The sequence below is a fragment of the Acidobacteriota bacterium genome (genome assembly GCA_016195325.1).
Classification (GTDB): domain Bacteria; phylum Acidobacteriota; class Polarisedimenticolia; order JACPZX01; family JACPZX01; genus JACPZX01.
Genome location: JACPZX010000061.1, coordinates 1 through 22,853 on the forward strand (window position 1 = coordinate 1; position 22,853 = coordinate 22,853).

The 22,853-nt window shown below is 67.7% G+C and carries 20 protein-coding genes; 13 read left to right on the forward strand and 7 right to left on the reverse strand.

Translation table 11 applies throughout. The features are described from left to right. The 4 genes from HY049_11575 to HY049_11590 form a co-directional block, all read right to left on the reverse strand. Nucleotides 1–721: cation transporter (locus tag HY049_11575; protein MBI3449539.1), on the reverse strand; the 721-nt coding region annotated here is incomplete at its 3' end. Beyond that, nucleotides 718–2,130, reverse strand: a complete 1,413-nt coding sequence (locus tag HY049_11580) for a glutamate--cysteine ligase (protein MBI3449540.1) — start codon at nt 2,128–2,130, stop codon at nt 718–720. The genes HY049_11580 and HY049_11575, both read right to left, overlap by 4 nt. Nucleotides 2,131–2,233: 103 nt before the next feature. Then, nucleotides 2,234–3,742, reverse strand: a complete 1,509-nt coding sequence (locus HY049_11585) for a SpoVR family protein (protein ID MBI3449541.1) — start codon at nt 3,740–3,742, stop codon at nt 2,234–2,236. Continuing rightward, nucleotides 3,739–4,845: a DUF444 family protein gene (locus HY049_11590; GenBank protein MBI3449542.1), complete on the reverse strand. Its 1,107-nt coding sequence runs from the start codon at nt 4,843–4,845 to the stop codon at nt 3,739–3,741. The genes HY049_11585 and HY049_11590 overlap by 4 nt, the downstream gene beginning before the upstream one ends. A 140-nt stretch (nt 4,846–4,985) precedes the next feature. On the opposite strand from HY049_11590, the gene HY049_11595 reads away from it, so the two are divergent. Beyond that, nucleotides 4,986–5,681, forward strand: coding sequence for a hypothetical protein (locus tag HY049_11595; protein MBI3449543.1), 696 nt, complete (start codon nt 4,986–4,988; stop codon nt 5,679–5,681). An 18-nt stretch (nt 5,682–5,699) separates the two neighbouring features. Here HY049_11595 and HY049_11600 read toward each other — a convergent pair whose 3' ends face one another. The 3 genes from HY049_11600 to HY049_11610 all read right to left on the reverse strand — a co-directional run bounded on the left by HY049_11600 (nt 5,700) and on the right by HY049_11610 (nt 9,124). Continuing rightward, on the reverse strand, nt 5,700–7,769 hold the full coding sequence (locus HY049_11600; GenBank protein ID MBI3449544.1) for a serine protein kinase: 2,070 nt from the start codon (nt 7,767–7,769) through the stop codon (nt 5,700–5,702). A gap of 111 nt (nt 7,770–7,880) precedes the next feature. Continuing rightward, nucleotides 7,881–8,510, reverse strand: coding sequence for a hypothetical protein (locus tag HY049_11605; protein MBI3449545.1), 630 nt, complete (start codon nt 8,508–8,510; stop codon nt 7,881–7,883). Further along, nucleotides 8,507–9,124 (reverse strand): sigma-70 family RNA polymerase sigma factor, encoded by a 618-nt coding sequence (locus HY049_11610; protein ID MBI3449546.1) that lies wholly within the window; start codon nt 9,122–9,124, stop codon nt 8,507–8,509. Before HY049_11610 ends, HY049_11605 begins: the two co-directional genes overlap by 4 nt. 494 nt (nt 9,125–9,618) lie before the next feature. Here HY049_11610 and HY049_11615 point away from each other — a divergent pair, with 494 nt between their 5' ends. From HY049_11615 to bamA, 12 genes are all read left to right on the forward strand, one after another. Further along, nucleotides 9,619–10,809 carry a diguanylate cyclase gene (locus HY049_11615; protein MBI3449547.1) on the forward strand — a complete coding sequence of 397 codons (1,191 nt, stop codon included), beginning with the start codon at nt 9,619–9,621 and terminating at the stop codon, nt 10,807–10,809. A 22-nt stretch (nt 10,810–10,831) separates the two neighbouring features. Further along, entirely contained in the window at nt 10,832–11,533 is a 702-nt protein-coding gene (gene tsaB / locus HY049_11620) for a tRNA (adenosine(37)-N6)-threonylcarbamoyltransferase complex dimerization subunit type 1 TsaB (protein ID MBI3449548.1), read from the forward strand. Further along, nucleotides 11,530–12,042 (forward strand): ribosomal protein S18-alanine N-acetyltransferase, encoded by a 513-nt coding sequence (rimI, locus tag HY049_11625; protein ID MBI3449549.1) that lies wholly within the window; start codon nt 11,530–11,532, stop codon nt 12,040–12,042. Before tsaB ends, rimI begins: the two co-directional genes overlap by 4 nt. A 69-nt stretch (nt 12,043–12,111) precedes the next feature. Next, nucleotides 12,112–12,357 carry a YdcH family protein gene (locus HY049_11630; protein MBI3449550.1) on the forward strand — a complete coding sequence of 82 codons (246 nt, stop codon included), beginning with the start codon at nt 12,112–12,114 and terminating at the stop codon, nt 12,355–12,357. 73 nt (nt 12,358–12,430) lie between these two features. Further along, nucleotides 12,431–13,054, forward strand: a complete 624-nt coding sequence (locus HY049_11635) for a phosphatidylserine decarboxylase (GenBank protein MBI3449551.1) — start codon at nt 12,431–12,433, stop codon at nt 13,052–13,054. Next, nucleotides 13,051–13,860 (forward strand): CDP-diacylglycerol--serine O-phosphatidyltransferase, encoded by an 810-nt coding sequence (gene pssA / locus HY049_11640; GenBank protein ID MBI3449552.1) that lies wholly within the window; start codon nt 13,051–13,053, stop codon nt 13,858–13,860. Before HY049_11635 ends, pssA begins: the two co-directional genes overlap by 4 nt. After that, complete coding sequence (locus tag HY049_11645) at nt 13,850–14,860, forward strand: hypothetical protein (GenBank protein ID MBI3449553.1); 1,011 nt, start codon at nt 13,850–13,852, stop codon at nt 14,858–14,860. The genes pssA and HY049_11645 overlap by 11 nt, the downstream gene beginning before the upstream one ends. Then, nucleotides 14,857–15,723, forward strand: coding sequence for a hypothetical protein (locus HY049_11650; GenBank protein MBI3449554.1), 867 nt, complete (start codon nt 14,857–14,859; stop codon nt 15,721–15,723). The genes HY049_11645 and HY049_11650 overlap by 4 nt, the downstream gene beginning before the upstream one ends. Beyond that, nucleotides 15,723–16,961, forward strand: coding sequence for an ABC transporter permease (locus HY049_11655; protein MBI3449555.1), 1,239 nt, complete (start codon nt 15,723–15,725; stop codon nt 16,959–16,961). Before HY049_11650 ends, HY049_11655 begins: the two co-directional genes overlap by 1 nt. Continuing rightward, nucleotides 16,954–17,673, forward strand: a complete 720-nt coding sequence (locus HY049_11660) for an ABC transporter ATP-binding protein (protein ID MBI3449556.1) — start codon at nt 16,954–16,956, stop codon at nt 17,671–17,673. The genes HY049_11655 and HY049_11660 overlap by 8 nt, the downstream gene beginning before the upstream one ends. A gap of 42 nt (nt 17,674–17,715) precedes the next feature. Then, complete coding sequence (locus HY049_11665) at nt 17,716–20,142, forward strand: ATP-dependent Clp protease ATP-binding subunit (protein MBI3449557.1); 2,427 nt, start codon at nt 17,716–17,718, stop codon at nt 20,140–20,142. A gap of 209 nt (nt 20,143–20,351) precedes the next feature. Beyond that, the gene (gene bamA, locus HY049_11670; protein ID MBI3449558.1) at nt 20,352–22,844 is read left to right on the forward strand and encodes an outer membrane protein assembly factor BamA; all 2,493 of its coding nucleotides are present in this window, start codon (nt 20,352–20,354) and stop codon (nt 22,842–22,844) included. Nucleotides 22,845–22,853: the final 9 nt, after the last annotated feature.

Here is a 22,853-nt window from a genome sequence, read left to right on the forward strand (position 1 = left end):
GGAAGCCGCGCGTCCGAATCCTTCCGCACGAGGTCACCCCCGGGCTCTCGAGGACCGCCGCCTGGATCCGGGCGGCGTCGAGGACGCTTCGATCCGCGATCACGTCGAGCCCCGAGACCAGGATCCTGTACCCCGCGAGCACGATCACGACGCCGATCACGACCGCGGCCGCCGGATCCGCCCACGGGATCCCCGCCCGGACGCAGACGATCGCGATCAGCACGCCGCACGAGGCGAGGACGTCGGAGAGGGTATGCCTCGCGTCCGCCACGAGAAAGGGCGATCCCAGCTCCCGTCCCCGGCGCGACTCGTACGTCGTCACGAAGACGTTCACCGCCAGCGTCACGAGGAGGGTGACGAAGGTGACGGGGCGCGGATCGGGGGTCCCCTCGCCGCGCAGGCGGGAGAGCGCGGAGGCCACGATCTCGAACGCGGTGGCGAAGAGGACGAGCGAGATCACCATCGACGCCAGCACCTCGAACTTCCGGTGGCCGTAATGGTGATCGTCGTCGGGCGGCTTGTGCGCGAAGCGGATGGCGACGAGCCCGACGATGTTCCCGGACCCGTCGAGGAGCGAGTGGTAGCCGTCCGCGAGGACGCTCAGCGTCGAGGTGGCGGCCCCGGCGGCGATCTTCGCCACGGCGACGGCGAGGTTGAGGCCGAGAGTGATCCACAGGACCTTCCGGATCTCGGCCCCATGGCGGGTCCCGCCGGCGGTCATGGCCGGGCCGGAGCGTACAGGTCGGCGAATGCGTCGGCGGAGCGGGCGGATTCCGCGAGCAGGTCCCCGAGCGCGGTCGCGGCGTCGCGCTTCCACGCGAGAGCCAGCCCGTCGCCTGCGCTCCCCCCGGGGGACGCCAGGACGGGGGAGAGGGGATCGAGCATCCCCGGCTCGTCACCCTCCGCGCCGACCGACGCCGACGCGAGCTGTCGCGTGAGCCCGGCCCGCGCGATGGCGACGAGCTCCGTCGCGAGGTCGCGGGCCGTGACGCCGTCGAGCTCGGCCTGCGGTCCTCGCTCGCACACGTCGCGGTGGAACTGGACCCGCCGCGCGAACGGGTGATCGGCGACGAGCCCCCAGGCCGCACGCCTCGCGCCCCCATCGTAGAGAAGGCCCTTCCAGAGGGCGCTGAGCGCGAGCGCCAGAGAGGGGGGGACGCTGTCGGCCCCTCTCACCTCGAGGTACGTCTTGAGGCGCACCTCGGTGAAAATCGTCGTGAGGTGGAGGACCCAGTCCGCGAGCGTCGCGCGAAGGCCCTGGAAGCCCTGAGACAGAAACCGGCGGAAGGGCGTCCCCTCGAGAGGGACCCACTGCCCGTCGCGCCGGATGAAGATCACGGGAACGTCGAGCGCGTACTCGAGGTAGTCGTGGAACGTGAAGTCGCCGCGGAAGGCGAGCTCGAGCAGGCCGCATCGGGAAGGATCGGTGTCGAGCCAGATGCCGGCCCGCCGTGAAGGGGCGGAGCCGCCGGCGCCGGCGGCGACGGGGGAGTTGGCGAAGATGGCCGTCACGATGGAGGTGACCCCCATGGCGACGCGGAGCTTTTCGGCGGCGTCCTCCTGAGATCCGTAGTCGAAGTTGAGCTGGCAGCCCGCCGTCCCCTTCATCATGTGGTGGGCGAGCGCGCCCCGAGCGGCGAGATAGGGGGCCATGATCGCGTACCGGCCCTTGGGGACCCACGCGATCTCCTCGATGCGGGAAATCGGCTGGAGGCCGAGCGGGACGAAGGCGAGGCCGCGATCGCGCGAGACCGCAGCCGTCTCCCTCAGATAGCGTGCGAGCTCCGCCCGGACCGATCCGAGGTCCCGGTGCACCCGGGCGCTGAGCTCGAGCTGTCCCCCCGGCTCCAGGGAGATGAGGCTCCCGGCGCGCGCGAGGCCGATGGTGTGGCCCCCCTCGAGCTCCGGGGTCCAGCCGAACCGCGCCGCCAGATCCCGCAGCGCGCTCTCCACGCCGCGCTCTCCGGCGTACGGAGCGGCCCGCCCGGTCGACGCGTCGATCGGAAGCCTCTCGTACTCGAGCCCGATCCCCCACGAGCTCTCCGGCTTGCATCCGGAGAGGAAGAGATCGATCAGCTCGTCGGCGTGCCGGATGGGCCGGTCGTTCGCGAGAAAGACTGAGCCCGTCACGTCAGCTCCCGGGAGAGGACGAACCGCGGAATGAGAGAACCGTGCGGAATGCTAACACGGGAGGGCGCGGCCGGTATTCCCGCCCGTCGAGGGGGCTGCGGCCTCAGCGGCTCGCGGCGTCCGCCGAGGCGACGTCGGCCGAATCGGCCTCGGAGTGATCCTTCCCGTCAAAGGACAGGACCCGCCCGCGGTTCTCGGCGAGCGTCTGGAGGTGGACGGGGCGGTGCCAGATCCTCTGGACGTTCCTGAGCGTCTCGCGCGCCCAGTCGATCTTGAGATCCATTCCCTCGTGCCGGTGCATGAGGAAGAGCTCGCCGCGGTTGCGGTAGTTGGCGTCCGTCACGAAGATGAACGGCTGGCCGTGATTGGTGAGCTGGAAGAGGAGCTGCGCCTTGATCGACTTGAAGTCGCGGCTCGCGATCTGCTGCTGGTTCGCCTTCTTGTTGTACTGGTAGGTGAAGTAGCGGTGCGTGACCGCGAACTCCTCCGTCAGGAAGGCGTCGATGAACGTCACGTCGTTGTGGAGCCGGCGCACCTCGAAGATCTTCTCGCGCCCGAGGCCCAGCCGCCGGTCCCACTCCCGGCGGGCGCGGCTGTCCTCGCACTCGTCGTACTCCTTCCCGAACTTCCCCTTGTTCCACCGGTCCTCGATGTCCTTGTAGAGCTCGAGGCCGAGCTTGTAGGGGTTCAGCCGGCCCGAATGGCTCGCGACGGTCCCCGAGTGGTGATCGGCGTAGTCGATGACCTCGGCGTCGGTGAGGGCTTTCTCGGTCATGATCTTCGAGTGCCAGTACGTCGCCCACCCCTCGTTCATGATCTTGGTCTGTCCCTGCGGGGCGAAGTAATACGCCTCCTCGCGGATGATGTTGAGCACCTCGCTCTGCCAGCTCTCGAGGGGCGCGTGCTCGAGCAGGAACTTGAGGACGTCGCGGACCGCCTCCTCGGGGAAGCGCTTCGCCCGGTGCCGCTCCTCGTCCAGCTTCTTCTGCTGCTCCTCGAGGAACGACGGCGGGTTGATGAAGTTGCTCATGTAGTCCTTGCTGCGAAGGCGCCGCGGCGCCGTCTCCTCCTCCTCGGCGTTCCCGTCGTCGCGCGTCCGCTCCCGCACGATGAACGGGGAGTGCGGATCGATGAGCCCTTCGAGGGAGAGGCAGGCGTCGATGAAGTCCTCGACGGCCTCGACCGTGTACTTCTCCATGAACCGGCGGATCCTCGCCGCGTGATTCGCCATCTCGTCGACCATCTTCCGGTTCGTCTTGGAGAAGGACACGTTGTTCTTGAAGAAGTCGGAGTGGCCGTAGACGTGAGCCATGACGATCTTCTGATCGACCGGCGCGTTCTCCTCGAGGAGATAGGCGTAGCACGGGTTGTTGTTGATGACCATCTCGTAGATCTTGTGGAGCCCATGGGCGTACGACTTGCTGAGGTGCTCGTACTCCATCCCGAACCGCCAGTGCGGGTAGCGCGTCGGGTAGCCGCCGTACGCCGCGACCTCGTTCATGCGGTCGTAGTCGAGAACCTCGAAGATGACCTCGAAGAAGTCGAGGCCGTAGTCGATGGCGTAGCCGCGGATCTCGCGCCGCAGGCGATCGAGGTGCGCCGGGAGGTTCATCGCCCCCTCCCCAGGAATTCCTTGATCGACGCGTAGATCGCGTCCTTCCCCTCGATCTGGCTCAGCGCGACGCGCTCGTCCTCGGCGAAGGCCTCCCGGAGGTCCTGGAGGAACTGTCCGGTGCCGTACGGGCTCTCGACCTGCCCGTAGCAGTACTGGTTCGTCGCCGGGAGCAGCGCCTCGCGCAGGATGCGCACGCACTCCTCCGTGTCTCCCTGCGACCAGTTGTCGCCGTCCGAGAAGTGGAAGAGGTAGACGTTCCACTCCTCGGGAGGGAACTCGTCGCGCACGAGCTTGTCGCAGAGGCGGTAGGCCGACGAGATGACCGTGCCTCCGGATTCCCTCGTGTGGTAGAAGGTCTCCTGGTCGACCAGCCGCGCCTCCGCGTCGTGGATGATGTAGCGGACCTCGAGGCCCTTGTACTGGCTCCGCAGCCACGTGTCGATCCAGAAGGACTCGAGCCGCACGATCTCCTTCTGCTCGTCGCCCATCGACCCCGATACGTCCATCATGTAGACGATCACCGCGTTCGTCTCGGGCTCGCGCTGCACCCGCCACGTGCGGTACCGCCGGTCGCGGCGGATCGGGACGATGCGGGGGCTCATCGGGTCGTAGGTGCCCGAGGCGATCTGACGCTTGAGAGCCTCCTTGTACGTGCGCTTGAAGTGCCTCAGGCTCTCCGGGCCCGCCGTCGCCACGCCGGAGTACTTGTCCTTCTCCGAGATGATCTGCTTGCGCCCCTTGTGCTTGATGTCGGGGAGCTCGAGCTCCTCGCCGAGGATCTTCGCCAGCTCGTCCAGCGGGACCTCGACCTCGAGGATGTGCTCGCCCGGGGCGTCGCCCGCTTTCCCGGAGCCCTCCTCGGGCTCGCCCGCGCCGACGGGCTGGCCGATCTCCCCTTCGCCCTGGCCGACGCCGCCCGTCTGGTTCGGCCCGTAGACGAAGCGGGGGAGATCGATCTGCGGGATCGGGATGCTGATCAGGTCCTTGCCGCGCCGCCCGATCAGCTCGCCGTGCGTGATGTACTTCCGCAGATTCTTCTTGATGCGGCCGCGCACAATCTGCTTGAACCGGTTGAGGTCCTGCTCGATCTTGAGGGCCATTTTCTGCGGTCCCGAACCCCTGGTGACGACCGATCCCGCCGGTCTGGAACTTGCTCGCAGCCCGCGAGTTAAGTAAAAGTATAGTGCCGGGTCCGGAGGCGGGCAAAGACGCCCGCCGGTCCGGCGGGAGAATCATTCGGATGCCGCGACGGGACTGGGAATCCATCGGGTGGCTCGCCGACATGTCGGTTCGCGTGAGGCTCGGGAGGGCGCGCGGCCTCGCGGCGCTCGCGGCCTCGCCGGTCTTCGAGCCCGTCCTGCGCGAGGTGGTCGAGATGGCCGGCGTGGGGGCCGACGACAACGTCGTCGTGCTCGGCTCGGCCGATCTGCGGATGATCCCGTGGATCGCCCCCCGCTGCCGCCAGCTCATGGTGGTCGACGACCTTTCCGAGGACGATCTCGCGCGTCTCGAGCGGGAACAGCACGCCAGGGGCCTGACGAACGTCCGGTTCCAGTGGGGGAGGTCCAACGTCATCCCGACCCCTCAGTACACGAACGATCGGGTGATCTCGGTCAACTACGTGTATCGGTCGAGGCATCCGCTTCTGGTGGTGCGTCAGATGCACACCACCAGCCGGCACGGGTCGACGATCGTCTGCTGCGAGCCGTCGAGCAGCCTCGACTCGCGGACCGCGAGGAAGTACTCCCGGGAGGCCGGGCTGTCGATGGAGGATCACCGCGGGCTGGTGGCCTACGCGCGCACGGCCCGCGCGCATCGCGCGTTCACCCGGGACGGGCTCCGGGACCTGCTGGCCAGGGCGGGCGTCCAGGAGATCTCCGTGCGCGAGCCGATGCACGGCCTGGTGATCGCGGCGAAGGGGGTCGTCCGTCTGTAGCCCCCGCCCCCGGTGGGATCAGCGCTTCGCGTCGCCCCGGGCGAAGATGCTGGCGACGTAGTTGAGCACGTCGGTGGAGCAGACCTCGCAATACCCGTAATCCTTGGTCAGGCGCGACTTGACGACGTCGATCTTCTCCTGCGTGTCCTTGTCGACGACGCTCGAGACGAGGCTCGTGAGCTTGATCGAGTCCTTCTGGTCCTCGAAGAGCTTGAGCTCGAGGGCCTTGTGCAGCCGCTCGTTCGTGCGGTAGTTGAAGGTCTTGCCCTCGACCGCCAGGGCGCCGATGTAGTTCATGATCTCCCGGCGGAAATCGTCCTTGCGGTTCTCGGGGATGTCGATCTTCTCCTCGATCGAGCGCATGAGGCGCTCGTCGGGATCCTCCATCTGGCCCGTGTACTTGTTGCGGATCTTCTCCTTCTGCGTGTAGGCCTTGATGTTGTCGACGTAGTTCGAGCAGAGGCGCGAGATGGCCTCCTCGTCGGCGCTGATCGCGCGCTGGACCTCGTTCTTGACGATGTCCTCGTACTCCTGCTTCACGACGACGAGGAGGTCCTTGTATCGCTTCCGGAGATCCTCGACGGTGATGAGGGAGTGGTGCTTGAGCCCGCTCTCGAGCTCGTTGATCACCATGAAGGGATTGATGCATCCCTCGCCGCGGTCGCTCACGAGGGCGTTCGAGATCTTGTCCTGGATGTACCTCGGCGAGATGCCGTCCATGCCCTCGCGCGTCGACTCCTTGCGAAGCTCCTTGACGTTGTCCTCGGTGAATCCGGGGAGCGTCTTGCCGTTGTAGAGCTTGAGCTTCTGGAGGAGGGTCAGGTCCGCCTTCTTCGGCTCTTCGAGGCGCGTGAGCACCGCCCACATCGCCGCGATCTCGACGGTGTGGGGGGCGATGTGCTTCCCCTTGATCTTCGACGGGTTGTAGTCGCGCTGGTAGATCTTGAGCTCTTCGCTGAGCCGGGTGACGTATGGGATGTCGATCTTGATGGTGCGATCCCGCAGGGCTTCCATGAACTCGTTGTTCTGGAGCTTCCGGTACTCGGGCTCGTTCGTGTGCCCGATGATGACCTCGTCGATGTCCGTCTGCGCGAACTTCTTGGGCTTGATCTTGTGCTCCTGCGACGCGCCCAGGAGATCGTAGAGGAAGGCGACGTCCAGCTTGAGCACCTCGATGAACTCGATGACGCCGCGGTTCGCGATGTTGAACTCGCCGTCGAAGTTGAAGGCGCGCGGGTCGCTCTCGGCGCCGTACTCCGCGATCTTCCTGTAGTTGATGTCCCCGGTCAGCTCGGTCGAGTCCTGGTTCTTCTCGTCCTTCGGCTGGAACGTCCCGATCCCGATCCGGTCCTTCTCGGACAGGAGCTGCCTGTGGACCTTCACGTGGGCGATGATCTTCGTCCAGTCGCCGCGGTAGCGCGCGTTCAGCTCGCGGTAGGTCTGTCGGCACGCCGGGCAGAGGGCGCCGGAGACGACGACTTGCTTGTTCTCGGCCTTCCCGCGATTGATCGCCTCAAGGACGCGCGGGCGCAGGTCCTCGGGGATCAGATGGAGCGGCTCCTCGTGCATCGGGCAGGGGATCTCCTCCTCCCCGCGCCCCGGCTTCCGTCCCGCGAACTCGCTGCCGAGCGCAACCCACTTGAACGTGTAGAGCGCTCCCTCGGGGGTCCGCGAGTAGGCCTCGATCCCCTTCTTGACGAGGCGGACGATGGTGCTCTTGCAGCTCCCGACCGGCCCGTGCAGCAGGAGGACGCGGCGTTCGGTGCCGTACTGCTGCGCCGCGGACTTGAAGACGTTGACCAGCTTCATCAGCGCGAGATCGAGGCCGTAGATGGCGTCGCGGCCGCCGTCGTCGACGTCGTCGAAGAAGTTGTAGTGGACGACCCTCTTCTTGTGGTCGTAGTACTCGTACCACCCCTTCGACAGGATCATGTCGTACACGCGCTGGAAGGAGGTGCGGCAGACCTCGGGGCGCTGGCGGGCGATGTCGACGTATTCCTCGAACGTGCCTTCCCAGTTCTGTTCCCGGAATCCGCGGAGATCCTGGATCTGGCCTATGAGGGAAACAATTTCGGAACCTGAGGGCATGAGGTGTTGCCTCCCATCGGTTCGGTGCCGCCGCGACCGAGACCCCGGATCACCGCGAAACGCGGTGCCGAAGTGCGAACAGGGCCAATGTAGGGCAGTGTTTCGGGGTTGTCAAAAACGCGGACGAACCCGACGACGGGAGGCGATGATCGGGCGCGCGGCGAGAACCGCGCCCGTCAGAAAGAGGGCGCCGATGAGGGTGAGCGCCGCGGCGCCGAGGAGAACGCCCGCGAGCCAGCCGGCGGAAGGTCCCGAAGTTCCCGACGCCGACGGGAGGAGGCCGCCGAACGCGGGGCCGACGAGCAGGCTCGCGGGGTTGGGGAGGAGCCGTGCCATCTGCTCGAAGAACGGTCCGAGGAGCGTGTCGAGATCCATGAGCTCGCCCAGACGGGCGAGCATCCTGAGCCCTCCCTGCCAGACCGGCGCGGGGATGGATACCCGGAGGACGAACGCGGCGATCACGGAGGAAATCGCGGACCACTTGAGGGCGGACGTCGCTCCGGCGGCGGACTTCATGCGGCGGAGGCGGGCCATCACGCCGGAGGAGACGTCCGGCGACGGGATGGGCGCCGCCATTCGTCGGAGGGCGGCGCTCACCTCCTTCTGGCGCTCGGCCTCGTCCGCGCAGTCACCGCACGTGACGATGTGCGACGCAGTCGTCAGGGCGTCGGCGGGACCCGCCTCGTGTTCGAGGTACAGGGGCAGCAGCTCCCGCGTGCGGGCGCATCCGGCGGTGCTCATGCGAGCGCCTTCTTCAGCATCTCGCGGGCGCGAAAGATGCGGTTCTTGACGGTTCCGATGGGGAGGCTCGTGACCCGCGCGATCTCGTCGTAGCGCATCTCGTTCTGATAGCGGAGCAGGATCACCTGCCGGTAGGCCGGCGGCATCTCCGCGAGCGCCCCCTGCAGTCGGTCGCGCGTCTCGAGGGCCGAGAAGAATTCGTGGGGGCCGGGTCGGCTCGACCGGAGCTGGGCCGGGCCCGACTCGTCGGCCGGGTCGACGTGGGTGAGCCCTCGATCCTTGCGGGCCCGGCGCCGGCGGTCGACCGCGGCGTTCGCCGCGATGCGGTAGAGCCAGGTCTTGAACCGATACTGCGGGTTGAACTGCTCGAGGTTGGAAAAGACCTTGACGAAGACTTCCTGCGTCAGATCCGCCGCCTCTTCCGGGTTCCGCACCATGCGAAGGAGGAAGGCATAGACCCCCGACTGGTGGGATCGCACGAGGCTTTCGAACTCTCCGCCCCCCCCCGACAGGATGTCCGCGATGAGCGCTTCATCGGAGAGCCCGGCGGAGAGTCCTGCCGCCGCGGGCGCCGGCGAGGTGGCCGCCGTCGAACTGAACCTCCTCCCGGCCATCGGTCTCCTCTCGATGCGTCGTCATGCGCGCTCCGACGTCGGGCGCGACGCCGGCTCTCTACGGTGAGATGCCCGGAAGAGTTTCTGCGTTGCGACACTTTCCGGCTGCTCAGCGTCAGACACGCGTCAGGCGCTTGACGTTGACGGGCTCAATCGTGCGCGTCGCCCTCCGCCGCGGGAGGCATAACTTCAGGCATGTGAGTGGTTGTCGCCGTTTTTGCTCCGGCAGCGAGCTCTGGCACCCGCGTTGCTCGCCCTGGTGTTCGGGGAAGGGAGGAGAAATGTCCGAGAGGGTGCGGCGATTGAACCTCGCGGTGCTTCGGCTCGCGCACTACGCCAGGCGCCTGCTGGCGACTGCCCCGGCGACCCGGCTGTTCTAGTCGTCGGCGGTGTCGGCAGCCGCGGCGCACCTTCGGTCGCCGCGAGTCGGCAAACTCCTTGACCGTCAATAGCTTCTGGCCGTATCATCCCCGCGCGTTGACGGAGGGGTGAGGATGGCGAGGGGGCCGGAACGGTTCTCGGACAGGGTCCTCGCCGCGCTCCATGCGGCGACTGCCGACGAGGCGGTCCAGCGCCTCGACCAGCTCTCCAGGGACACGGGCGAACAAGCGGCGAGCGCCCTCATCCGCCTCCTGTCGGGGATCGATTTCACGGAGCCCGACGCCCGCAGCCTCGTCGCGGCCGCCTTCAAGCAGCGCATCTCGCTCGAGGCGAGGACGGGCCGATCGATTCACGTGCGCATCGCGCTCTTCGATCTCCTCGTGAACGTCGAGCGCAAGCTCACCAATCCCCGGATCATCGAGCTCCCGGCGTTCGAGAAGCTCGAGCGGTCCGCCATCTACGATCACCTGACCGGCACCTGCAACCGCGCGTACTTCGAGGGACGCCTCAGCCACGAGATCCGGCGAGCCCGCCGCTACGGGCAGAGCCTGTCGCTTCTTCTCCTCGACATCGACGATTTCAAGGCCATCAACGATCGGATGGGTCATCCCGTCGGCGACTCGGTCCTGCGCGAGGTGGGAAGGCTGATCGTGGAGAACGTGCGGGACATCGACATCGCCGGTCGCTACGGGGGAGAGGAGTTCTCCGTCATCCTCCCGGAGACGCCCCGCACCGGGGCCTTCATCGTGGCGGAGCGGATCCGGAGCGAGTTCCAGAAACGGTATCGGAGGAAGGGGGAGCTCGATCGCGCGCTGCGCGTCACCGTGAGCGGAGGCCTGGCCTGCTTCCCCGAGGACGCGGACGGCCCGGAGGGGCTGGTGGCCCGCTCGGACGAGGCGCTGTACAGGTCCAAGCGCCAGGGGAAGAACCAGATCACGATCTATTACGAGGAGAAACGCCGCGACGAGCGAATCATCATGGACGAGAAACGGATCAAGGCGACGCTCCTCCATGAGTCGCGAGGGGGCCCCGTCCGGCACACCGCCGTCGTCAAGAACATCAGCGAGGGGGGGCTCCTCGTCGAGCTCGGCGATCCGATCGCCGTCGGCAGCGAGATGGAGGTCAGCTTCTCGCTCGGGCTGAAATGGGCGTACAAGTTCTCGACGACCGTCGTGCGCGTCGAAGAGTTCGGCGCGAGCGGAAAGCGCCGCCGGTTCGCCCTGGGGCTGAGGTTTCCCAGGCGCATGAAGCAGCTCCAACCGCATCTCAGCCGTCTGGCGCGACGCCAGGCGGCGGCCGGCTAGCCGGCGGCATCGGGCCGGCTCGATGCCCGTCCTCGCGCTCGACACCTCCGGACCCGTCCAGAGCGTCGCCGTGGCGTCGGGCGGCGTGATCGCCGTCCGGTCCGTGCAGGCGGCGCCGCACGCGCACTCGGTGGGCCTTCTCGCCGCCATCGACTCCACGCTCTCGGACTCCGGCCTTCCCCTCGCCCGGATGACGGCGATCGCCGTCACGTGCGGCCCCGGAGCCTTCACCGGGCTGCGCGTCGGCATGGCGACGGCCCGAGGGCTGGCGATCGGCACGCGCCTCCCGCTCTTCGGCGTTTCGACGCTCGAGGTGATCGCCTCCGCGATCGCGACCGTGGGTCAGGCTCTCCCGGGTGACGAGATCTGCGCCCTGACCGCCGCCGGCCGGACGAAGCTCTACCGGGCGCGGTACCGCGTGGTGGTCGAAACCGGGGGCGCGCCCCGCCTCCAGAGGCTCGGCGACGAGTCGCTCTGCGACGCGTCGGGGGCGGCGGCCGCCGCGTCGGGGGCGGCGTTCATCGGCGGGGTCGTGGACGAGCCCACGCGGGCAACAATCCTGTCCGGCCTGCCCGAGGGGGTGCGCTGGGCGCCGCGCGTGCCGCCTCTCGCCGAGGCGCTCGCGGTCCTCGTCGAATACCTCGCGCCGCCGGGCGTCATCCTCCCGGGGCTCACGCCGAACTACGTCCGCGATGCCGACGCCCTGATGCCGCGCCGCCCGTGAGCGCCGGCTGGCTCGTCGAGCCGATGCGTGTGGAGCACCTCGGCGCCGTCCTCGACATCGAGCGCCGCTCCTTCGCCTCCCCGTGGCCCGAGGAGGCGTTTCTCTCCGATCTCTCCGGCGAGAGCTGGGCGCACTCCCTCGTCCTCGTGGACCCGGGGCGCCCCGAAGCCGGGCCGCGCGGCTACATCTGTTTCTGGACTCTCGAGCTGGAGCTGTCGATCCAGAACATCGCGACGCACCCCGACGATCGCCGTCGAGGGGGCGCGTCCCGGCTTCTCGAGGCCGCGTTCGAGGAGGCGGCCCGGGCGGGCTGCGCCTGGGGCTGGCTCGAGGTGAGGCCCTCCAACGAGGCGGCGATCGAGCTGTACGCTCGCTGGGGTTTCGTTCCGGTGGCGCGGCGTAAGCGGTACTACGAGAACGACGGAGAGGACGCGATCGTGATGCGCGCCCCCGTGGGCAAAGGCCCCGCGGCCCGTCTTGAAAGGTCGCGGAAACCGGTGGTAGGATGAGCTCGTGCTTGGTTTTCACCCCTCCGCGCGCGACTGCCGCGTCAAGTCAACCTGTCACTGGAGCGTCCCATGACGGACCGTCTGGATGAGGTCAAGGATCTCCTGGCCCGCGAGAACGATGAGTTCCGCAGGCTGCGAGAGAGGCACCGCGGCTTCGAGGAGCGGCTGGCTGCGCTCAATTCGAAGGCGTTTCTCAGCGATCAGGAAAAGCTTGAGACCACCCAGCTCAAGAAAGAGAAACTTCAACTCAAGGATCGGATGACGGCCATCGCCCGGGAGTACCTCGAACGGAGCCCGGGAGTCTCCGGCCGCTGACGACGTCCGGCCGCGTGCGGTCGCCCCACCGGGCGCGCTCGCGTTCGCGTGGTGCGAGGCGTCCGACCAAGAGATGATCCCTGCTGCCCGGCCCTACGTCGCGAGCCTCGCGATCGCGGCCGCCCTCCTCCTCACCCTGCGATTCTTCTGGCTCGGCGGAGCCCTCCTCGTCGCGTGCGCCGCGCTGGCGACGTTCTTCCGCGACCCGGAGCGCGCGGTCCCAGAGGGGGACGATCTCGTCGTCTCGCCGGCCGACGGCCGCGTGGTGGAGGTGCCGCGAGGGAGCGGCGGGTCCGGTGAGTGCGTCGCCATCTTCCTCTCGCTCGCCGACGTGCACGTCAACCGCTCTCCCGTCGCGGGCAAGGTCCTCGCGGTGCGCTACACTCCCGGCACGTTCCGTCCGGCGTGGGAGCCCGCGGCGGGCGCGTCGAACGAGCGCAACACGCTCACCCTCGACGGCCCCGCCGGAACGTACGAAGTGAGCCAGATCGCGGGTCTCGTGGCGCGGCGGATTCACTGCTCCAAGCGGCCGGGAGACCACGTCGGCAGAGGCGAGAGGATCGGCTACATCGCGTTCGGATCGCGGACCGAGCTCACGATGCCCCCGGGGGCCGAGGTCGCGGTCAGGATCGGCGACAGGGTTCGTGGAGGGGAGACGGTGATCGCCAGGCTGCCCCGGCGTGGAGGCGAGTCATGAGCGCCGACCCTTCGCTTCCGGGGCGCGACACGTCGCGTCGCGCGCCCCGCAGCCTGAAGCGCGGCGCGCACCTGATTCCCAGCCTCTTCACCACGGCCAACATATTCTGCGGTTACGTCTCGATCGTGCTCGCGACGACCGGCCAGTTCGAGACGTCGTCGCTCCTCATCGGCGTGGCCGCCCTCCTGGACGCGCTCGACGGCCGCGTCGCCCGGCTGACGGGGACGACGAGCGAGTTCGGCAAGGAGTTCGACTCGCTCGCCGACGTCATCTCATTCGGCGTGGCGCCCGCCGTCCTCGCGTGGTCGTGGGCGCTCGCCGACTTCGGCCGCCTCGGGTGGGCCGTCTCGTTCCTCTACGTCATCTGCGGCGCCCTCAGGCTCGCCCGGTTCAACATCCAGAGCGCGGCGGCCGATCGGCGGTATTTCGTGGGCATGCCGATTCCGCCCGCCGCGTGCACGATCGCGGCGTGCGTCTTCAACCACCCCGAGCGCCTCGACGACGACGTGCTCCGCGTCCTGTGCCTCAGCCTGGTGGTCGTCCTGGCCCTGCTGATGGTGAGCAAGGCGCGCTATCGGACGTTCAAGGAACTGGATCTCCGCTCGCGCCGGCCCTACGTCTGGATCGTCCCGTTCGCGATCGTCCTCGCGCTGGTGGCGACGCACCCCCAGATCGTCCTTCTCGTCTCGGCCTTCGTCTACCTGCTCTCCGGGCTGATCCCGAGGCCGGGAGGCCAGGCGCGGTCCGAGATTCTCCCGGACGGAGCCCCTTCTGCGGGGCGCGCCGGAGGGGATCATGGCCCCTGAGCGGCGTGCGGGACTTCGCATCGCCTTCTTCGGAGCCATGGCTCCGCTGGCGCGCGAGGTCCGGGAGCGCCTCGAGTCCGCGAGCCTGCCCGCCTCCAGGGTGTCCCTTTACGACTCCGGCGAGTTCGAGGGAAGCGTCACCGAGTTCGACGGGGAGGCGATGATCGTCCAGCGCGCCGAACCGGCGCTCGTCGAGGACTGCGACCTCGCGTTCATCTGCTCCTCGTCCGACGCGCGGTCCGTCGAGTACGTCGACTGGATCGCGCGGGCCGGCGGAATCGCGGTGGATCTCGCCGGGGCCACGCGGGGACGCTCCGGAGTCCCTCTCGTCAACTGCGACGTGAACCCGGAGGCGCTGCGGGCGGGCGGCAGGGTTTTCGCCGTGCCCGGCTCGCTGGCCCATCCGCTCTCGACGATTCTCCACCGCCTGTCTCTCGCGGACATGGTGCGGCGCGCCGAGGCGACGATCTTCCGTCCGGCGGCGGAGTTCGGGGAGCGCGGGGTGGAGGAGCTGCACCGTCAGACGGTCGCGCTCCTCAGCTTCGCGGAGATTCCCAGGGACGTTCTCGGCCGCCAGTCCGCATTCAACCTCTTCCCGATCTCGCTCCTCGGCGAGACGGGCCGAGAGGTCGAGGAGTCGACGCGTCGGGATGTCCTCGGCGTTCTTCGCGATCGCGACATCCCGCTCGCGGTCCGCGTCATCCAGGCTCCCGTCTTCCACGGCCATGCCTATTCAATCCACGTGGAGTTCGACGGAGCGCACTCCGCGGAGGCGATGGCCCGAGCCCTGCGCCAGGAGGGGGTCGTCTCGGTGAGCGGCGAGGACGACGGACGAAGCCCGGCGGAACTGGCGGCGGAGCCCGGCATCTGGGTCGCCGAAGTGGCGCCCGAGCCGCAGGGGGGAGGCGCGTGGATCTGGGCGGTCACCGACGCCATCCGGAGCGGTGTGGCGCTCAACGCGGTGCGCGTGGCAGGCCTCCTCGCGGAGATCGCGGCGTGAACCGCCATGCGATGATCCCGCGCCGGGCGCTCGCCTCCCTGGCCGCGATCGCGCTCCTGGCCCCGGCTGCGGGCGCGCGCGCGGCCGCGCCTGGCCTGGTCCGGAACGAAGACGCCCTGGTCGCCCTGTACACGCTGCAGACCCAGATCGACGTCGAGCGGAAATTGCTCCAGACAGCCGAGGCGCAGTACGACGCCAACCTGAAGCGCCGTGGCGAGCTCGGCGATCGTCTGGCCAGACTCCATGACGAGCTCGAGGATCTCTTCGTCCAGGAGAAGCCCGACGCCCCGGCGCGAGCCGCGCCCAATCAGGCGCGCCCCCTTTCCGAGGCCGAGGTTCGGCAGGCGGTCGGCGCGAAGGAGATCGAGGTCCTCGCCGTCGAGCGCGCCGAGACCGCCGCACAGGACGAGGCCCGGCGCATGCGCGACGACATCCGGCGGATGCGAACCCGAATCGCGCTTCTGGGCAAGCAGCTCGACTCTCTTCGAGCCACACTCCCGTCCGACAGCGACAGCGTGACCGGGCTGTGGGACATCACTCTCCTGCCGAGCGGGGACAGGGGGGTGTTCGCGCTCTGGCAGTCCGGGACGATCGTCTCCGGCCAGTACGTCCTCGACGGACCGTTCCGCGGCTCGCTCGAGGGGACGCTCGTGAACCGCCAGATTCTCCTCCGCCGCATCGATGCGCGCCTCGGACGCTCGATGGAGCTGAGCGGCTATCTCGCAGGCGACGGGGCTTCGATTCAGGGGACGTGGCAGAACTACGACCTGAGCACGGGGCGGGCCCCCTCCGGCGCGTGGTCCGCCCGGAAGCGCAAGTCCGTTCCTTCGGAATCTCCCGCGCCAGGCGAGCCCGCACCCTAGTGAGATACGAGACGATGCTCGCGGTCCGCTACCTGGGCGCGCGACGCCGACAGACCTTCATCTCCTTCATCTCGATCATCTCGATGCTCGGTGTCGCGGTCGGCGTCGCCGCGCTGATCCTCGCGCTCGCCGGCCAGAGCGGGCTCCATCACGACATTCTCGCGCGGATTCTCGGCGCGAACGCGCACATCACGATCTTCGCCCCCGCAGGCGGCGCCATCGAGGACGCTCCGGCGCTGGCCCGCGCCGTCGAGGCCGTCCCGCTCGTCGCCGCCACCTCGCCGGTCTGTTTCGAGAGGGGGCTCATCACCTCCGAGGCGTACCCGACCGGGACCGGCGTCTTTCTCAAGGGCGTGGATCCCGACCAGGAGGGGCGGGTGACCGAGATCGCCTCCAAGTTCACCCACGGGTCGCTCGACGCCCTGAAGCGCCCGGCGCGATCGGGGCTGCAGCCGATCGCCCTGGGAAAGGATCTGGCGCGCGAGCTCGGCGTCCGCATGGGTGACCGCGTCCAGATCATCGTCCCGCAGCTCATCCTGAACCCCTTCACCGTGATGCCCCGATCGAAGACGTTCGAAGTCGTCGGAATCCTCGACTCGGGGTTCTATGACTACGACTCGACGTGGGCGCACATCTTCCTGCCCACCGCCCAGAGGCTCTTCGGGATGGGCACCGGGGTCAGCGTCCTCCAGGTGCGGGTCAGGGACGTGGACGAGCTTTCGGCGGCCCGGCGGGCGGTGGCCACCGCCGCAGGGGTCTCCTATCCGGTCACCGACATGGTCGAGATGAACAAGACCTTCTTCGGAGCGCTCCGTCTCGAGAAGCTCGGGATTTTCCTCGCCATCAGCCTCATCGTGATTGTCGCGGGACTCAACATCGTCTCGACTCTCGTGCTCACGGTCATGGGAAAGGTGCGCGACATCGGCGTGCTCGTCGCCATGGGGGCGACGTCGCAGGGGGTGATGCGCCTGTACGTGACCCAGGGGCTCCTCATCGGGCTCATCGGCACGGGGCTGGGGTGCGGGCTGGGGCTGTCGCTGGCGTGGTGGCTCGACGCGTACCAGGTGATCAGCCTGCCGGCCGAGGTGTACTTCGTGCCGTATATCCCATTCCGCGTGCAGTTCGGCGATTTCGGCCTTGTTGCATCGACGGCCGTGGCCGTATCTTTCCTGTCCACGCTGTACCCGGCGTTCAAGGCCTCGCGCCTCCGGCCGGTGGAGGCGCTCCGGTATGAGTGAGTTGCTCAGGTGCCGCGGGCTGATCAAGACGTTCGACGGCGGTGCGCGGCGCGTGGAGGTTCTCCGGGGCGTCGACCTCTCGGTGGAGCGGGGCGAGATGGTGGCGGTGATCGGCGAGAGCGGCGTGGGGAAGAGCACCCTGCTCCACCTCCTGGGAGCGCTCGACGCGTGCGACTCGGGGGAGTACCGGTTCGACGGAGCGGACGTGGCCGCGATGAGCGCCCGGGAGCGTGCGGCATTTCGCAACAGGCGCCTCGGCTTCGTCTTCCAGTTCCATCACCTGCTGCCGGAGCTGAGCGTTCTGGAGAACGTGGCGCTCCCCGCGATGATCGGAGGCCGGGCGCGGCTCTCGAGCGAGACACTCGCGACGCCGCTCCTCGAGGCGCTCGGGCTGGGCGCGATGCTCCACCAGAGGCCCGCGGAGCTCTCCGGCGGAGAGCAGCAGAGGGTCGCGGTGGCCCGTGCCCTGGTCTCGGCGGGCGACCTCGTCCTCGCGGACGAGCCGACCGGAAACCTCGACCCGCGCACCGGCGACAGGGTGTTCGAGGAGTTTCGCAGGGTGCAGCGCGAGCGCGGAGTGGCCGCCATCGTCGCCACGCACAGCGGCAAACTGGCCAGACGATGCGATAGAGTACTGGAGCTCAAGGAAGGCGTCCTCGAGCCGGCCCGCGCTCCTGAGGTGACGTTCGAGACAGCGAAATCACCCGCGTAGGGCCGGCCGTCCGGCTCGATTCCCGGGGGGGAGATGACGAGCATGTTCGAGAAGTTCACCGAAAAGGCCAAGCGGGTGCTCTTCCTGGCGCGGTACGAGGCGAGCCAGATGGGGAGCCGCGTCATCGGGACGGAGCACCTCCTCCTCGGGCTCCTCAAGGAGGGCGAGGAGGTCACCCGCGAGCTCTTCTCCCGCTCGAACATCAACCTGGACATGCTCCGCTCCGAGCTCGAGGAGATGGGGCCGTCTCGCGAGAAGATCTCCACCTCCGTCGAGATCCCTTTCAGCGAGGAGACGAAGAAGGCCCTCGCGTACGCCGAGGAAGAGGCGAACCGGATGCTCCACACGTACATCGGGACGGAGCATCTCGTGCTGGGGCTCCTCCGCGTCGAACACTCGGCGGCCGCGCGGATGCTGATGGAAAAAGGGATGGTCCTCTACGCCGCGCGCGAGGACACCATCTCGATCCTCAAGAAGAAAGGGCTCCCCAAGAAGAAAAAGGAGACGCCCTTCCTCAACGAGTTCTCGCAGGATCTGTCGGCCATGGCGGAGGCGGGGATGTTCGACCCCCTCATCGGCCGCGAGATGGAGCTGGAGAGGGTGGTCCAGATCCTCTCCCGCCGCCGCAAGAACAACCCGATCCTGCTGGGAGAGCCCGGCGTCGGGAAGACGGCCATCGTCGAGGGGCTGGCGCAGAGAATCGTCGAGGGGAACGTCCCACCGTCCCTCATCGACAAGAGGATCCTGGCCCTGGACCTCTCGCTGATCGTGGCCGGAACGAAGTACCGCGGTCAGTTCGAGGAGCGGCTCAAGGGGATCATCGCCGAGCTGACGGGGAACGACGACATCATCATCTTCATCGACGAGATCCACTCCCTCATCGGCGCCGGGTCGGCGGAGGGGTCGCTCGACGCCGCGAACATCCTGAAGCCGGCCCTCTCGAGGGGCGAGGTCCAGTGCATCGGCGCCACGACCCCGCGGGATCACCACAAGTACATCGAGAAGGACCGCGCGCTCGTGCGCCGCTTCCAGGCGATCAAGATCGCGCCCCCGTCCGAGGACGACACCATTTCAATCCTCCGGGGCATCAAGGAGCGCTACGAGCGATTCCACCAGGTGAGGTACTCCGACGAGGCCCTCGTCTGCTCCGTGCACCTGTCGAACCGCTACATCTCCGATCGGTTCCTCCCCGACAAGGCGATCGACGTGATCGACGAGGCGGGCGCGCGCGTGAAGCTCAGGAAGCGGACGTCGTACCAGGAGCTTCGCCAGATGGAGGTGCGCCTGAAGGAGGCGACCCGCAGCATGAAGCGGGCGCTCGCCCGGAAGGACTTCGAGAAGGCGGTGCGGTATCACGACGAGGAGATGACCCTCCGGAAGCAGTACGACGAGCTGAAGACCCGGTGCGAGGACGAGGGGCAGCTCATCCTCGAGGTCGGCAAGGGCGACATCGAGGAGGTCATCTCGCGCTGGACGGGAATCCCCCTCCAGGCCGTCGAGAAGGAGGAGATGGAGAAGCTCCTCAAGATGGAGGGGTTCCTCCACGAGCGCATCATCGGGCAGGACGCGGCGATCTCGGCCCTCGCCAGGGCGATCCGCCGCTCTCGCGCCGGGCTGAAGAGCCCCGCGCGGCCCGTGGGCAGCTTCATATTCCTGGGACCCACCGGTGTCGGCAAGACCGAGGTCGCGCGGACCCTCGCCGCGTTCCTGTTCGGGGGCGAGGCCTCGCTGGTCCGCTTCGACATGTCCGAGTACATGGAGAAGCACGCGATCGCGAAGATGATCGGATCCCCGCCGGGGTACGTCGGTCATGAGGAGGGGGGCCAGCTCACCGAGAGGATCAAGCGGAAGCCGTACGCGGTCATCCTCCTCGACGAGATCGAGAAGGCGCATCCCGACGTCCTGAACATCCTGCTCCAGGTCTTCGAGGACGGGCAGCTCACCGACGCGTACGGCGACGTCGTCGACTTCAAGAACACCCTCGTCATCATGACCTCGAACATCGGGTCGTCCTACATCGACCGCGACAAGACGCTGGGCTTCAAGACGGCCGCCGACCCCAGGTTCGACGGGCGCAACCGGGACTTCGTGCTCCAGGAGCTCAAGCGGACGCTGAGCCCCGAGTTCCTGAACCGGATCGACGAGACGATCGTCTTCGACCCCCTGTCGGACGATCAGCTCCTGTCGATCTGCCGCCTCATGATCGAGCGGCTGAGCGAGACGCTCAAGGCGCGCAACCTCGAGCTGAAGGCGACCGACGACGCCTGCCGCTGGCTGCTCAAGGCGACGGAGAAGGAGCGCGCCTACGGCGCCCGCCCGCTCCGCAGGGCCATCCAGAAGTACATCGAGGATGCGCTCTCCGAAAACCTGATCCAGGGCCGCTTCGACAGTGTGAGCCAGATCGAGGTGTTCGTCGAGGACGACCGCATCTCGTTCCGGGAGCTGGCCGAGATGAAAACCGCGAACTGACGCGGGTTATCCCGTCCCTGATGTCACGCCGGCGCCGCCTGCGCCCTCCCCGAACCGGCCCTCCCGGGGCCCCGCGCGCCTCCTGAATTCCGCGTCGGCGCGAACTCCCCCTCGCGTGTCCAATCCGTTGATCTACAATGCCGCCCGCCCCGGAGGGGGCGAGACCCTCGGTTCGCCCCACACGACACCCCGATCTGGAGAATCACTCGTTGCGACGTCTCTCCTCGGGGTTCGCAACCGCCTGGATGGTGCTGGCACTCGCCGCCCTTCCGGTGGTCGCGAGCCCGGATCCCGACTCGAATGCGCCGGCGGATCCCAACGTCGCCCCGGGCGACGAGACCGCCGCCCCCGCCTCTCCCGAGCCGGAGGCGCCCCCGGCGGCCCCCGCTCCCGCGCCGCACGCGCCGAAGATCACGCGCATCCAGATCGACGGCAACCAGCGGCTGACGACCGACGCCGTGCTCCACATCATGAGCACCCGCGTCGGGGATCCGTTCGACGAGGAGGCGCTCCGGAAGGACTTCAAGAAGATCTGGGATCGCGGGCTGCTCCAGGACCTCTCGCTCGAATCGCGCGACGACAAGGGCGGGGTGGCGATCATCGTCCACGTCCGGGAGAAGCCGGTCGTCAACAACGTCTCCTACGACGAGAGCAAGGTGGTGGGCGAGTCGCAGATCGAGGACGCGCTGAAGGAGCGCAAGGCGACCATCGCCATCGGCGAGCCCGTGAACCTCGACGCGATCAAGAAGGCGGAGGAGGGGATCAAGTCGGTCCTCGGCCAGAAGGGGTATCTCGACGCCGAGGTCGTCTCCGAGATGAAACCGGCCGAGTCGGCCGGGGCGATGGACATCCACTTCAAGATCAAGGAAGGGCCGCGCACCCGCATCCGGAAGATCGAGTTCACGGGGAACACCGTCTTCTCCGATCACCGCCTCAAGAAGACCCTGAAGCTCACGCGGGAGCACGGGTGGTTCACGAAGATGAGCGGCAAGGACACGTACCACCCGCTCAAGCTCGACCAGGACATGCGCGAGGTCGAGAGCCTCTACCACAACGACGGGTACATCGAGGTCGAGCTGAAAGCCCCCGTCGTCACCGTGGTCGAGGAGAAGACCTCGACGAAGCCGGGGAAGGGGCGCAAGTGGGTCCACATCGTCCAGCCCATCGAGGAGGGAAAGCAGTACAGGGTCGGAACCGTCGAGGTCAACGGGAACTCGGTCTTCACCGCCGAGCAGATCCGCAAGCGCATTCCGCTCCGGCAGGGGGACATCCTCAACAACGGCCTCCTCCAGCTCGGGCTCGACGCCATCGAGGCGGACTACGGCCGCAAGGGGTACTTCTACATCTCGACCAACCGCGTCATCAACCGCAAGGCGGACGGCACCGCCGACATCGTCGTGAAGGTCAGCGAGGACAAGCCGTACAAGATCGACAAGATCGAGTTCGTCGGAAACACGGTCACGCGCGACAACGTCCTCAGGCGCGAGATGTCGGTCAGCGAGGAGGACCTGCTCGACATCCAGAAGGTCCGTCTCGGCCTCCGCCGCATCAACCAGCTCGGATTCTTCGAGATCCAGAAAGAGCCCGTGATCAAGCCCGTCGAGGGAACCGACAAGGTCTCGGTCACCGTCGAGGGGATCGAGCAGCGGCGCAGCGAGCTCCAGGTCGGCGGCGGCTACTCGGGGCTGGACGGCGGCTTCTTCACGTCGTCCTACCAGACGCGGAACTTCCTCGGCCGGGGGGACGTCGTCAGCTTCAACGCGCAGATCGGCCACATCTCGACGCGGTACGTCGTCTCGTACACGGAGCCCTTCTTCCTCGGCCGGCCGCTCATCTTCGGGTTCAGCCTGTTCAAGACGAACTCGAACTTCACCGACTTCAACACGACGGCGTCCGGGGGGAGCCTCACGCTCGGGAAGCGGTTCATGACCTTCCACTCCGTGAGCGCGGCGTACCAGCTCCAGGACACGAACTTCTCACCCGTGACCGGGATCACGTCGCAGACGACCACGAGCAGCATCCGCCCGGTCTACCAGTACGACACGCGGAACAACTTCTTCCGACCGTCGCGCGGCGTGCTCTTCTTCGCCTCCGTCGAGTACGCCGGAGGGACGCTCGGCGGCGACAACAACTTCATTCGCCCGTCGTTCGAGGTGACGAAGTACGTGAAGTCGTGGCACCGGACGTTCTGGGCGCTGCACGCCGGAGCCGGCTACGTGGCGCCGTTCGGCGGCGACGTGCTCCCGACGTTCGACCGGTTCTTCCTCGGGGGTGAGCGAACACTGCGCCTCTTCGAGACGCGCACCGTCGCGCCCGACGCCTTCGTGAGCCGCTTCTTCCCGGCCGAGATCTTTCTCGACAAGGCGGATTGCCCCCCGGCCCCCGCGGGCAGTCATCACAACACCCAGAAGCGTTGCAACATCTTCCGGTACGGCGGCAACAAGATGGTGATCTTCAACGTGGAGTACGTCATCCCCTCGTCGGGGCCGGTGGACTTCGCGCTCTTCCTCGATGCCGGCAACGTCTACACCGAAAATCATAACATCGACCTGCAGGACCTCAGGAAGGACGCCGGCGTGGAGCTGAGGTTCTTCCTCCCCGTGTTCGGCGCGCCGCTCCGGCTGATCTACGGGTGGAACCTCGACCCCCATCCGCACGAGAGATCCAAGAACTTCGTCTTTTCGATCGGAACCACTTTCTAGGAGATGCGC